The sequence below is a fragment of the Shewanella sp. SM74 genome, assembly GCF_025653725.1.
GTDB classification, from domain to species: domain Bacteria; phylum Pseudomonadota; class Gammaproteobacteria; order Enterobacterales; family Shewanellaceae; genus Shewanella; species Shewanella oncorhynchi.
This window is the reverse complement of record NZ_JAKKRZ010000018.1, coordinates 68,493-80,934: the sequence shown is the minus strand read 5'-3', so window position 1 is coordinate 80,934 and position 12,442 is coordinate 68,493. Positions and strand designations below refer to the sequence as shown.

The 12,442-nt window shown below is 40.8% G+C and carries 13 protein-coding genes; all 13 read left to right on the top strand.

Annotated elements, in window-relative coordinates; all coding sequences use genetic code 11:
• Window positions 1-23: 23 nt before the first annotated feature.
• Window positions 24-494: a conjugative transfer protein MobI(A/C) gene (gene mobI, locus L5M49_RS17440; RefSeq protein WP_263185329.1), complete on the top strand. Its 471-nt coding sequence runs from the start codon at window positions 24-26 to the stop codon at window positions 492-494.
• Window positions 495-504: 10 nt separating this feature from the next.
• Complete coding sequence (locus tag L5M49_RS17435; protein WP_263185328.1) at window positions 505-1,230, top strand: hypothetical protein; 726 nt, start codon at window positions 505-507, stop codon at window positions 1,228-1,230.
• Window positions 1,230-3,695, top strand: coding sequence for a MobH family relaxase (gene mobH / locus L5M49_RS17430; RefSeq protein WP_263266537.1), 2,466 nt, complete (start codon window positions 1,230-1,232; stop codon window positions 3,693-3,695). Before L5M49_RS17435 ends, mobH begins: the two co-directional genes overlap by 1 nt.
• Window positions 3,688-5,589, top strand: a complete 1,902-nt coding sequence (gene traD / locus L5M49_RS17425) for a conjugative transfer system coupling protein TraD (protein ID WP_263185326.1) — start codon at window positions 3,688-3,690, stop codon at window positions 5,587-5,589. Before mobH ends, traD begins: the two co-directional genes overlap by 8 nt.
• Before the next feature lie 2 nt (window positions 5,590-5,591).
• A complete protein-coding gene (locus L5M49_RS17420; protein WP_263185325.1) occupies window positions 5,592-6,137 on the top strand; it encodes a hypothetical protein in 546 nt (181 codons plus the stop codon).
• Between the two features lie 21 nt (window positions 6,138-6,158).
• Window positions 6,159-6,815: a DUF4400 domain-containing protein gene (locus L5M49_RS17415; protein WP_263266536.1), complete on the top strand. Its 657-nt coding sequence runs from the start codon at window positions 6,159-6,161 to the stop codon at window positions 6,813-6,815.
• Between the two features lie 13 nt (window positions 6,816-6,828).
• Window positions 6,829-7,818 carry a S49 family peptidase gene (locus L5M49_RS17410; RefSeq protein ID WP_263185323.1) on the top strand — a complete coding sequence of 330 codons (990 nt, stop codon included), beginning with the start codon at window positions 6,829-6,831 and terminating at the stop codon, window positions 7,816-7,818.
• Between the two features lie 141 nt (window positions 7,819-7,959).
• Window positions 7,960-8,298 carry a hypothetical protein gene (locus L5M49_RS17405; RefSeq protein WP_263185322.1) on the top strand — a complete coding sequence of 113 codons (339 nt, stop codon included), beginning with the start codon at window positions 7,960-7,962 and terminating at the stop codon, window positions 8,296-8,298.
• Window positions 8,299-8,451: 153 nt separating this feature from the next.
• Window positions 8,452-8,751 (top strand): type IV conjugative transfer system protein TraL, encoded by a 300-nt coding sequence (gene traL, locus L5M49_RS25350; protein ID WP_069455537.1) that lies wholly within the window; start codon window positions 8,452-8,454, stop codon window positions 8,749-8,751.
• Window positions 8,748-9,443, top strand: a complete 696-nt coding sequence (locus tag L5M49_RS17400) for a type IV conjugative transfer system protein TraE (protein WP_263185321.1) — start codon at window positions 8,748-8,750, stop codon at window positions 9,441-9,443. Before traL ends, L5M49_RS17400 begins: the two co-directional genes overlap by 4 nt.
• On the top strand, window positions 9,427-10,527 hold the full coding sequence (locus tag L5M49_RS17395; protein WP_263185320.1) for a type-F conjugative transfer system secretin TraK: 1,101 nt from the start codon (window positions 9,427-9,429) through the stop codon (window positions 10,525-10,527). Before L5M49_RS17400 ends, L5M49_RS17395 begins: the two co-directional genes overlap by 17 nt.
• Window positions 10,527-11,855: a TrbI/VirB10 family protein gene (locus tag L5M49_RS17390; protein ID WP_263185319.1), complete on the top strand. Its 1,329-nt coding sequence runs from the start codon at window positions 10,527-10,529 to the stop codon at window positions 11,853-11,855. The genes L5M49_RS17395 and L5M49_RS17390 overlap by 1 nt, the downstream gene beginning before the upstream one ends.
• A 1-nt stretch (window position 11,856) precedes the next feature.
• Window positions 11,857-12,357, top strand: a complete 501-nt coding sequence (locus L5M49_RS17385; RefSeq protein ID WP_263185318.1) for a hypothetical protein — start codon at window positions 11,857-11,859, stop codon at window positions 12,355-12,357.
• Window positions 12,358-12,442: the final 85 nt, after the last annotated feature.

Sequence of the window (12,442 nt, the reverse complement as noted above, 5' to 3'; positions counted from 1 at the left end):
CTTTGAAGGGGGGAATGATGTAAATGTCCATTGAGTCAGAGAATGTAAAAAAAACGTTGGTTGAGATATCGAGTCTCTATGACGAGCTCGTAGATAGAGCGCAGCTACTTGTGGATGGTTACTGGAGCGAGTGGAAAGAGCAGAATAAAAAGATTGTGACATCTGGTTTGCAACCAAGCCAGGAAGGTTATCAGAGAGCGGGAAGAATTGCGCCAAGGCTGAAGAAGCTCAAGAACACGCACCGAGTATATCTTGAATGGTGGGATTGGAAGCAAACGCCTTACAGGAAATTCCAGAATCCCCGTTCTGGAATACAAATTAAACCCAATGTCAGAACAGGTTTTACTTGGTCTGTCATGTCCAAACACGCTAACACATGGGAAAAAGTATTATTCGATAAATACGAACCATTATTTAAGAAAATTCGTAAGGCACTAGCAATGCTGGCCGACCAAATTACCAACCTAAACAAAATTATCCCAACACTAATGTGAGGAATAGAAGATGCCTAGTATCAAAAAAAGCAAGGAAGACGTTGTTGAATCAGTAAGAAGAAAAACAGGTGTTGCTGAAATGCAACTTAAATCAGAATCAATATACCTCTATATGCGCGGCCAATCAGGAGGCACGCTTAATAATGCCATGTATCGTTTAGGCGAACTATTCAAAATGACAAGTCGTTCTGCAAATAAAACCACTCACAACATGATTAAAGAGTGGTTTGAAAACGATATTGTTTCGGCGGCTAAGTTGGAAACTGAAAGCCTAATGGCTTCACTCGAAGCGCTTCAAGAACAAATTATTCCAGGCATTAGCTTTATAGACATAAAAAACCCTGACATGACTATTCCTGTTAATATTATTCATAAAAGTCATTTAGAAATTATCAATTTGGTTTCTCAAATCGATTTTATAATGGATGAAATTGAAACTATATCTCTTTCATGCCCGTGGGATGAAGAAATAGAGCAGACCTCTCGCACACAAGCATTGTTGGTCCTTAATAATATTGCGTCGAAAATCTTTAAAGTAACAAAGCCGGGTAAACGAGACGGAGGACAATTCTCTCCAATATTCTTTATTGAAGGGTTAAACAAAGGTGTATTTACTTTGTACCCTGATTTAATTGAAAAGAAAAATAATGTGGTAAACATTAAAAAATCTAAAATTGATAATGAAACATCCATAACCGAAAGTAATGATGATAATGGTTTAACAGAGGAAGTGTGATGGCAACTTTATCAATACGTGCATACAAATTTAAAATGATGTTGAGTTCGTTATTATCACGTATTGATAATGTGTGGGCTAGTCAATCAACACGTCCACACAAAGATGAACAGAGATTAGATGCCGTTCTGCATTATCCACTTAAAGCGGCATCAATCCCTATTGTAGATATAGAATTATTGCTTGAAAGACAATTATCAAAAATTCGCCAAATAGAAAGGGACGTTGGTTTAATTCACCAAGGTTGCGAGTTTAATTTTGTTGATTTAGTGGAAAGCACAATACGTTCTTACATCGGGTACTGTCACTTAATACCCGCTTCCGAAATGGATCATCACCAGTATATAGGTGGATTACTAGAGCACTCTTTAGATGTCTCAATAAAGGCATTACAGAATGCAATGAGTTATATGCTTGACGAAATGGGATTAATTGATGAAGACCAAGCAAGACGCCCACGGTATGAATTTGCAGCGTGGGTGTGTGGCTTATTGCATGATTCAGGAAAAATTATTTCTAATGTGCAAGTAATCGGTTCAAATGGTGACATTTGGAGGCCGCTTAACGAATCAATATTTGATTGGGCAAAACGTTGCGACATTAGTGAGTACACTGTTGTTCATCAGAAAGAGCGACTGAATAGAGATCATGAAACTAATTCCGTCCACTTCCTTCCTCTGGTACTAAACGAATCTGCAAAAAATTACTTGTTAGGCTCGCATGATGACCTGTATTCAATGATTACACAGACGTTAGTACATTATCACTCATACAAAGGCTATCTGTTTAACGCTGTCAGAAAAGCAGACTCGGACTCGACGTATGAAGACTATGCGCGAGTGTGGCTGCACGACTCATCACGCCAAAAATCCATCACAATGGGCGTAGTCAATGCTATGAGGTCTTTGTACTTGAACTGGGTGGTAAACAAGCCAGGCGCCGACTTATTTGTATTTAACGGATTAGTTTTCATTGCAGGTGATAGACCGATAAATGAAGTCATCAAGAAGTGTATCGATTACGGTATTAAGCTCCCGACATCATCCAAGGCACTCATTTCGATTTTGCTCGATAAACGCATCCTTTCAATGGTCAGTGATAAAAGCACTTATGCTAGCTTGTATTTAGGCGAGTTTACTGAGGAAGATGTTAAACAGTTTACCGAATTAAAAAACGGACCATTAAGCAAAGTTTCACCCGTTTCAGTGATTATGGTCGAGTGGCCTAACTTTGTTATTGGTGATAATCCTATACCAAGTAACGTGCTTGGCGCCCTTAGATTTAACACTGCCAAATCATCCAACGTGTACCAGATTTATAACCGTGAAGGTCACAAACTCGTTATGCCGTCTGAATCGCAATCGAATACGGCTAATTCAGAACAGCTTCAGCCAGCGACGCATGGCATGGTCAAGCCATCTAGCGAAAAACCGTTAGAACAGCATCCGACGAATAACAATGATGAGTTACCGCAAGCAAATGACAAGGCTAACTCAGCTGACGAGTCACAACCAGAATCGGTGCAACCAAAGCAAAAGGCCAAACCAAAAGCCAAACCTAAGGCCAAAGCGAGCCCAAAACCTGAGGGGGTAATTCCTGCAGTGGAGAATTCAAATCCCAAACCTGACACTACAGCGCCCGTTGCGGAGATATTGAGTCCCGTACCTGATACAACCACAAAGTCATTAGTTCAGAACGAGACTGCAACAAGTGAAATGGACTCCGCACCTTCTGCTTTGAACCCTGAATATCCTTGGGTCATAAAGAATCGCATGTTAAAGCCTGTGGACGCTGCGCTTTTAGCCTTAATGCAATCGGCCAATCAGCATTATTTATGGATGGAAGGGGAATCCGTTTGCGTCGACACTGATTTTTTAATTCAACACACCAATCAAAGCCTGCCCCAACTGCTAAACGCACTGAATTACCTGAAGCTAATCAAGAAAAACGAACAAAAAAAGGACGCTTCCGTTTTAATGAAGGACGGTAAAAAGGTGACTTACATATTACTCAGCGATGAGGTGGGAATTCATTTTTGCACTGTAGTACCAACGGTAGATATTGAAAATGGAAATCAAAGTAACTCGGGAGTATCGAACAATGAAGAAGATGTTGCGAGTGGTCAAGAAAAACCAAATTCACAAATAGAGATAATCGAAGATAAAAGCGCCAAGACTGATAAACCTACCGGAGTGGTGAAAACAGACGAACCGACCGCGCCAGATGATGATTACGGAGACCCTCACAATGTTCGGCAGGCAGGAGATGAGTGGGACATGCCATACCCTGAATTACTCGCAGAACTTCAAAAAGGATGTCCTGAAATGTCTACATCCCAGTTAACCAAATTTTGCCGGGCTCAAGGTGTTAAAGCAAATATTTCTAACGAAGGGGAAATTACCGCCAAAATGACGGAGGTTCAACTTGACGAATTGAAGTGGAAACTAAGGGAAAACAATGAATAACAGAAACAATATTACTTACATCGAAAGCCTGTTTAGACCGCTTTATGAGTTGAATGCTGCGTATGTGTATGTCGGGGCCGGCGTGGTGACAGGTATCGTCAGTAAAGTAGGTGATTTCAGCACAAGTGCCATAGACATTCCAACGATTATATCTGGTGGGTTAATGGGTGTTGGTCTGTATAAATTGATCAGCGTTTACCCGAAAATGCGTCAGCAACTAAAATTATTTATAAACAAATTAGAGTTCATTGACATTGAATTGTTGCGCTACATCAACAAGTGGGATTTCAATTCCAAAGTTGAAAACTTCAAATATGAAGATAAACGAGAAATGTATATTGGTACCGGCTTTGAATGGGGGCCACAACACGCACAACGCGCATATCAAATTCTCGATATGTCGGTAGATTTACGGGAATTGGAGTTGCCGTTTGCTTTGAAGCCTTTGGTTTACAAATACCAGAAACACACTAGAAGCATGGGTGGCAAAACTTGGATACACGCCATCGGCGAAGATAAGCCCATAATCGTTAATGAAGAAACGTTCTTTGGCCATAGTTTTATATCCGGGGTAGTAGGTTCAGGCAAAACTACATTATTGAGAATGCTAGGCACTGGCTTTATGCACATGGGAAATTCTATCGTAGTGATTGATCCCAAAGACGATAAAAATCTAAAAGAAGGTTTACGTGCCGAAGCAAAGAAATTAGGAATTGAGCATAAATTTTATGAGTTCTGCCCAGCTCGACCAAGTGAATCTTGTGCAATTGACATTCTCAAAAACTTTGCAACACCTTCAGAAATCCCTACTCGTATCGCAAGCTTATTAAAGTCTGGCAGTGGCGCAACAGACTCATTCATCGAGTTCGGCTGGCAAACAATTTCACAGGTCACTGACGGAATGATTTATTGCACAGAAAGCCCAAAATTGACTGAGATCTATCGTTACATGCGAACGGGTAAATCAGAATTGCTCGAAAAAGTATTATGCAAATTTTATGAAAAAAAATATGGGATGCACTGGAAAGCGGAAAAATTAGATCAGATGTTGGGGATGGGCGATTCACCATTGCAAGGGATGTTGAACTACTACAACCAAAAAATACCGAGTAAAGAAACGGTTGCAGCCGTGGATGACGTTATTCAGTTTGTGACACACAACCATGAACATGCTCAAAAAATGCTTGCGAGTGTATTTCCCCTATTCAAAGTATTATGCAGTAACCCTCTGGACAAGCTGTTATCCCCAAATCGAGAGGATGATATTGAAGTCATCGATATAAAACGAGTGATCATGGATGGGGGCATTATCTATTGTGCACTTAACTCGATGAACGACCCACGAACGGCAGGACATCTAGCCAAGTTACTTCTAGCTGATATTTCGTCATGTTTAGGCGACAGATATAACTATGGTTCTGGACAAGAACGTCGAATATCTATTCTGGTTGATGAAGTACATGCTGCAGTTGCTGGGAACGATAGTTTGATAAACAACCTTGCTCAAGGTCGGGCCGCGAAATGCCAATTTGTACTATCTACTCAAACTATCCCTGACCTTATCGATATGACTGACGAGGCAACGGCTAACCGTTACTTAGGGTTATGTAATAATTTTTTCAGCATGAAAGTTACCGATACGATAACGCAAGAGTATGTCGCTAAACAATTTAGTCAAACAAACATCAGTGACGTTGGGATTCAATACTCAATTCAATCAGCCACAGGGCAAGGTTTAACAGAATTCAGCGGCGGGTATAAGGAGAACATAACCAAAACCAGAGAGGATATGTTTCCGACATCGTTAATCGGTGACTTACCCAAGTTGCAATATGTAGCGCGACTATCAAATGGCCAAAAGCTGAAATGCAAACTGCAAATCATTAGAGGTTAGTAATGGATATCACTCGGATAACTCAAACGAATGAAGGGATCAGCGAGATTGTTAACCGACTAGAAGATTTGGTGGGAGGTAATAAATACTTGATCAATCATAGCACTCCCATCATCGACGTTATTTTGCTTAAAGCGATGTTAGCGTGGGATCGAGCCGAAGAAGATGGATATGAGGAACAATGCACCCAATTTGCAAAATCGGTGTTACATGATCTTTATAAAGTCGCTAATTACAAAGTGTCGGTGGATATTGGCAATGATGAAACTATGTTTTGGGACTGTGTATCACAGACATTTAATGATTTCAAAACCTCTGTAAACAAAGCTAAAAAACCCAAGAAATGTGATTGTTTTTCTGACGGTACGAGCACTAAATCTTGCAATTGCTTAAAAGTTGAATTCATAGAAAAACAATCAAAAATTTCAAATGAAGCGATTTCAATGCTTTTAGCAAGACACGTATTCAACCGGAGGCATCTTAACCTTCTTGGTTTACCCCTTCCTAATCAACAGACCGTTTATTCACTGAGCCAATCATTAACTTAGTGATGCATTGAGGTAAACACGATGTCAGAACTCATTAAAGACCATGGTGTAACAAAGCTACTAACACTCATGCTACTTATTTTTACTGTGAGTCTATTTATTATTTTAACTATGGTCCCAAGCAGCATTTTTCAACGAGAAATGGAGGTTGAAGTAAAATCATTGTCTTCATTAATGACTGAATCCAGATGGTTAGAAGTCACGTTGCAAGTAGAAAGGTCATACAGACAATCGTACATCGATAGTGGTCTGCAAAAAATGGTTGAGGATAATCTTTTGCCGAAGGGTAACTTCAAAATTAAGGAGTTAGTAGAGAAGTACAAGGGTGACTTTGTTCTGCAGAGAGTAGTCAACAACATCCACATTATGAGCTACCAAATGGTATATCGGATGACGATGATGAAATACTGGATTTGGGTCATGGTGCCGCTTTTTTTCGCCTTAATCTATGACGGATACATGATCAGAAAAATCCGCATGTATGAGCCCAAGCAAATATCCATTAAGAGCTCACGTATATGGACACGTTCGATTGTGTACATTATCGTTTTCACTTTTTGCTATATGTTAATCCCCAATATTCTAGGACAAAAAGCGCCTTGGTTTCCGGTGTTGATGCTCATTCTGACGGGTGTAGCGTTCAAGAATATTATCCAAAACTATATGAAAGTAGCATAGGAAGTTAGAAATCATGCTTTCTCAAAATAACCAGCCAGAGCTAGTCAATCTGTTAAACCAACATTTAACCATCTATAAGCGCACTAATTATGGGAAGCTAATGCTTCTTGGCGGGGTGATTTTGATAGGAATTGTGAGCAATTTGGTCAGCCTTATAGAGCATGAAGAAGAGCACATTGCTGTAGTACAAATAAGCGGGGAAATAGGTAGCGAAGAAGATACCGGTAACGGGAAAAAGATAACAGACCACATTTTAGCAGCCATGAAAAATGAAAAGGCCAAGGTTATCGTAATCGAGGCGAACAGTCCGGGGGGGGCACCGACCGACTCACAGACAATTAATGAAGTCATCGTTAAATATAAACAATGGAAAGCGCCGTTATCGCAAGACGTTAGGGCGACAATTCTTGAGTCGATAAAAAATCCTTCAGTGATGTTTGAAGAGATAAAGACCGGGAAGTTATTTGGTGATCTAGAAAGAAAGCCGATTATCGCTGTTATTACTAAACAATGTGCTTCAGCCTGCATTCAGGCTGTGATTAACGCCGATGTCATCATAGCACAGCGAGCATCGTTGGTTGGCTCCATTGGTGTGAGGATGGATGCACTTAACTGGTCTGAGTTAGCGGGGAAATTAGGCATAACAAACACCGTTATCACGAGTGGTGAGCTAAAAGACGCGCTTAACCCTTGGAAAGCCATCGATTCAAATCAACAACAGATCATCAAAGACAAAATTCTACAACCAATCTTTGAACAGTTTAAGAATGACGTACTGCTTGGGCGCGGAGATAAGCTGAAAGTTGATACTGAAATCTTGTGGTCAGGTTTGGCATGGACAGGCAGCGACGCAGTTGCATTTGGTTTAGTCGATATAACCAGTAACCCCATTGAAACCCAAGCGGCCTTAGAGTCAGTGTTTGGACGCAAATACCAAACCTACTCAAAGAGCACGTTCAACCTTGGGGCTTTCATATCAAATCCATTTTCGTCCCAGTTTTAAGCATTAATGAGCTAAAAAAACATCGAAAACCTTAAAAATTTATTTGAACAACGAATATTGCATCTGAAACGAAGTTGACTGCATTTAATAGAGAGTAAATTAGTTATGGATTTATTTAAACAAACCATTGAGGATTGATTCATGGAAAACACAATTGCGTTACCCAAGTTTGAAAAAGTAAGTGCTGGCGACAAGCAAATGATGCTATTGGGCCTCATAATTGCCTTTGCGCTTGTTATGCTTCTATCATTTGAATCTCAAGCTGGTTCTGGTGGTGCGGCCTTTACTTCTATTTGGACGGAAATTTCTGGTTGGGCTGATGGTGTCCCAGGAAAAATCATTACGCTATTAGCGTTTTTCGCTAGTCTTTTCAATGTTTTAAAGCAGAATTATTATTTAGCCGTAGGCGCTTTTATCGGCGGTATGTTATTGAGTCAGTCCGTTGCAATCATCAACATCTTCCTGACAGCGACAATCTAAAATCGAGACTATCAAGTTCACAAACTGATGCAAGGCCGTTAGATAATTCAATATCTAACGGCCTTTTTTGTTTCAGCGACGAATATTAACGCTGAATCAAACAACCTACCTCTTATTGGATGTCAAAATACATTTCAAATCCCCTACTAACACATGGGCCAACTTGAAATGAGCACTTATCGAATTCCGTTCCGAGTAAACAAACCATTATTGGTTTTGTTCTTTACTCTTGATCAATTCATACCTATCGCGATTGCGCTCGCACTGGGTTACACATTCAGAGCCGTTTTTGAGGCATCCATCTTCGCGATCATGTATTTCAAAATCACGAGTTACTTTAGTGAAAATCACCCGAGAGGTTATGTAGAACACGTTCTTTGGTATTGGGGAGTCATGCCACTGAAACTAGGCTTCACCGTACCTGATCCACTTAAAAGAGAGTTTATAAAATGAAATCAATGATGGGTAATGCAGAAGAAATCCGAAAGTCTATTGGCGACGCAATTTCGACAAGAAATGTTAGCTTGCTTAGTAACCTGATTTTGAGCATAGCGTTGCTAATTATTGCTATTCGGTTCGCCACCTTTGAGCCTGGGGCTGTGGTATTACCTAATGTACCGATCACCGAAGTTATAGAAGTTAAAGGGGATTGGGCCAACGCATCATTCAAAAAAGGACACGCGACGGCATTTGCGGAATTAATCGGAAATATCAGTAAGACAAACATCAATTTTGTCAAAGAGCGGTTCCTTGCCAGTTCGACACCTTATTTACGCGAACAATTCCAAGATGAGATAGATCGTCAAGTCTCGATTATTAATGCCAGAAAACTGAAGCAACGATTTGTTATAGAAGACATCTATTTCGACGAACATCAAGATGTTGTTTGGATTTGGGGTTCAAGAGAAATCACACTGCCAGGGCAAGCCCCGATGACTCAAACATGGACGTATGAATTCAGAATTGGGGTCGCAAGTGGTATGCCAAAAATATCTTACTTCAAACAATATCCGGGCAAACCGAACACCCGTCAACGCACCGTACCATCTGAAGACACGATACCAGAGCTGACCTCAGATATGCGTGAAGGGCTTATAGAATCAGGTTCACAAGTTAAGGAAGTTCCAAATGAAACAAATAAATAAGTGCTTAAATTTGTCTTTACTGTTCTGTGCAATGATGAGCCACACGGTTTTAGCTGTGCCTGAAAGTGACCCCGTAAATGAGTTTGTACTTCCCGTCAACACATCGAATGAACGCTTACCGCCAGAACGCATCGAAAATAAGAGTTCTAGCCCTGTATCATTCATTTTTGACTCTCTTAAATCGGCAGTACCAGAAGACAGTCCATCGTCGCAGGCAGCGGCCAAAACAGACTTGTATGGGCGCCCGATACAATCTGGCACAGAAGGCGGTTTTGCTAACCAATTGCAAGCACAATACAAGCCCGTTCAAAACTACCATCTGAAACCCGGAGAAAATATTGCTGTGGCGGTTGCAGCTGGACTAATGAACCGCATTAAGACCAATTTCTCCATGGTAGCAATTCGCACTTCCGATGAAGAATCCATCATTGAGGCATCGAATGGTTATATTTATATTACAACCAATTCAATGGTTCCTGTGGGGATTATGGTGTATGAAGAAGGTTTGCCAGAAACCGCTATATCGTTGGTGCTACAGCCAGACAATAACCCGCCAGCCATGGTCAATGTGGATGTTGATTTAACCGCAGATCAGCAATATAAAATCGCAGAAAGAGAGCGTGAAAGAGAGCGTCTAAAGAAGATTGATGAATTATCCAGTGTTACGGAAGAACATCTAAACACAGCTTCTCACATCACAAGATTAAAGTCGATGTTGTTGCCTATCGCTCAAAACGGCATTCCACCAGGGTTCACCGAATCAACAGAAGTACCTTCAACATTAGTAAAACCATGTTCTGTGGCCATAAGGCAAAAGACAGCACAGCGTTATGCCGGCTCAAGAGAGTATATCGATGTCGTTGTTATGTATAACCATACTTCATACGCCTATCAAATCAAAGAAGAACAATGTCTAACACGAGATACGTTAGCCGTGGCGTTTATTGACCAATCGATATTACAGCCTGGAGAGTCAACTGAGGTGTATATCGTAAGAGACAAGCTTTACATAGAAAAACATGAGAAAAATAACCGTCGTAGACAGATAAGCGCAGAAGAACTTGGTTTAACGGGAGGTGAATAATGTCCAAGATAATTGTTAAAGAGTTTTGGCAAGACCCCAAAAAGCGACAAATAGTGATATGGGCAGTGGTTCTTTGCGCTCTGTATTTTTTAGTGCCATTGTTTTTCACCCAAACCAAAAAGCCTGTGGTGAACAATGAAAAAGACAACGGCACCGAGCTATTCTCTGTTGCAGAAGTTTCTCAAATGGAAGAGAAAAAAACAAAGGAGATGTTTGATCAATTAGCTGCCGACTCACAAAACCGTGAATTGGCGGCATTCGCGCAGGAAAATAGACTTAAAGAACGTGAAAAAAAGATAGAAATGGAGATGTTCAAGTTCCGAAATGAAATTAACCAGCAAAAAACATTAATTGAACAACTTAAAAGCGAATTGGCCAGCAACAAGAATGTGCAATCTGCTGGTACACAAGCTGGTGGAGATGGGACCATAATCCGTCATGATCAAAATGGGAATGTAGCCCAAATAGTTGAGCGGCCTCAAACACAAATAATAACGAGACAGCCAATTATCAAAGGTAATATTTTACGTACCGTCACCCAAGGAAAAGTGCGCTCTGTAAAGGAAACTGGTCATATCGAAGAGCAAGAGGTCAAGTTAGTCACAGTCACAGAAAACTCGCAGACAGTTAACAACAATGCCCAAAGTGCAGCAGTGGTAGATAAGGGTAGTAAAAAAGAAGCGGAAGATATTTCTTCTTGGTTGTCTGCAGGTTCAATACTCACAGGTACGTTGCTTAATGGTGTTGATGCCCCGACATCGGGAGGTCAACAAAGCAAAATGCCTATGCCAATCTTAATCAGAGTTAAGCACGACGCTCTCATGCCCAACAACTACACGCTTGATATTCGAGAATGTTTCGTCATTGGGACCGCGGTTGGCGATCTTGCGACGGCTAGAGCTTTCATTCGCGCAGAAACATTGTCTTGTATCACTGAGGACAGCAAAGCTATTGAGGTACCCTTGACCGCTTATGCTGTAGGTAGAGACGGTAAGAACGGAATAGATGGCAAGTTAGTGACCAAATCTGGCGGGTTAATGGGTAATGCAATGGCAGCAGGATTCTTATCAGGGTTATCTAAAGCCGCGGCGCCGCAATCGATCAATGTGCTGAATACCAATCCTGGGGATGAATCTATCTTCCAAAAAACCGACTGGACAAGCATGGGCCAATCAGCGGCACTAAATGGTGCCAGCACTTCATTTGATATGATAGCAAAATATTATTTAGAACTGGTTGATGCTTCATGGCCCGTTGTTGAAGTGTTGGGTGGTCGTGAGGTGGATTTTATCGTTCAACGTGGTATTGCACTTAAAATAGGGAAATAGCATGAATAACACAGATCCAGAAACGACCACTGAACGCCGTAAAGTAACAGAAAAACAATCAGACTTTTACAGTGTTGCACTTTTCATCATGTTGATAGGCGGAATTTTCATTGTTTTGAATATCGTCGATTACAAAATCAAACCACTGCATGATGAAATCGCTCAGTTAAGAAGTGAAATAGCGCAAAAGCCCACGATAAAGGTCATCAACACAAGAGATCTTGCGGGGCATTTTTCGATGTCAGGATACGACACTGTGACGCAGCTAGAGTATATGGATATTCTCAAAATTTTACTTGAGAAAAGTAATATCGTGGCGGTCAACGAAGATGCTCTTCTATTTAAAAGCCAAAGTAATAATATGAAAATTAATGATATAGCCGATCTCAGGGCGCATCTTCAGCAATTGAATATTCAAAACCCTAGAATTGTTAACGAAGAACAGTACAAGCAGCGCGAACAACAACAGCGCGAACTTTTGGAACGCTTAACGGGACAATAATCAGAAGATAAGGCCGAGATGAACACCGGCCTTCTTATTACGCAGCTAAGTCATCGTTTAATGTAAGTGCCAACTGGAGCAAAAC

Coding starts and splice junctions, on each gene's coding strand:
- mobI (WP_263185329.1), top strand. CDS start 24: ATGTCCATTGAGTCAGAGAATGTAAAAAAAACGTTGGTTGAGATATCG.
- L5M49_RS17435 (WP_263185328.1), top strand. CDS start 505: ATGCCTAGTATCAAAAAAAGCAAGGAAGACGTTGTTGAATCAGTAAGA.
- mobH (WP_263266537.1), top strand. CDS start 1,230: ATGGCAACTTTATCAATACGTGCATACAAATTTAAAATGATGTTGAGT.
- traD (WP_263185326.1), top strand. CDS start 3,688: ATGAATAACAGAAACAATATTACTTACATCGAAAGCCTGTTTAGACCG.
- L5M49_RS17420 (WP_263185325.1), top strand. CDS start 5,592: ATGGATATCACTCGGATAACTCAAACGAATGAAGGGATCAGCGAGATT.
- L5M49_RS17415 (WP_263266536.1), top strand. CDS start 6,159: ATGTCAGAACTCATTAAAGACCATGGTGTAACAAAGCTACTAACACTC.
- L5M49_RS17410 (WP_263185323.1), top strand. CDS start 6,829: ATGCTTTCTCAAAATAACCAGCCAGAGCTAGTCAATCTGTTAAACCAA.
- L5M49_RS17405 (WP_263185322.1), top strand. CDS start 7,960: ATGGAAAACACAATTGCGTTACCCAAGTTTGAAAAAGTAAGTGCTGGC.
- traL (WP_069455537.1), top strand. CDS start 8,452: ATGGGCCAACTTGAAATGAGCACTTATCGAATTCCGTTCCGAGTAAAC.
- L5M49_RS17400 (WP_263185321.1), top strand. CDS start 8,748: ATGAAATCAATGATGGGTAATGCAGAAGAAATCCGAAAGTCTATTGGC.
- L5M49_RS17395 (WP_263185320.1), top strand. CDS start 9,427: ATGAAACAAATAAATAAGTGCTTAAATTTGTCTTTACTGTTCTGTGCA.
- L5M49_RS17390 (WP_263185319.1), top strand. CDS start 10,527: ATGTCCAAGATAATTGTTAAAGAGTTTTGGCAAGACCCCAAAAAGCGA.
- L5M49_RS17385 (WP_263185318.1), top strand. CDS start 11,857: ATGAATAACACAGATCCAGAAACGACCACTGAACGCCGTAAAGTAACA.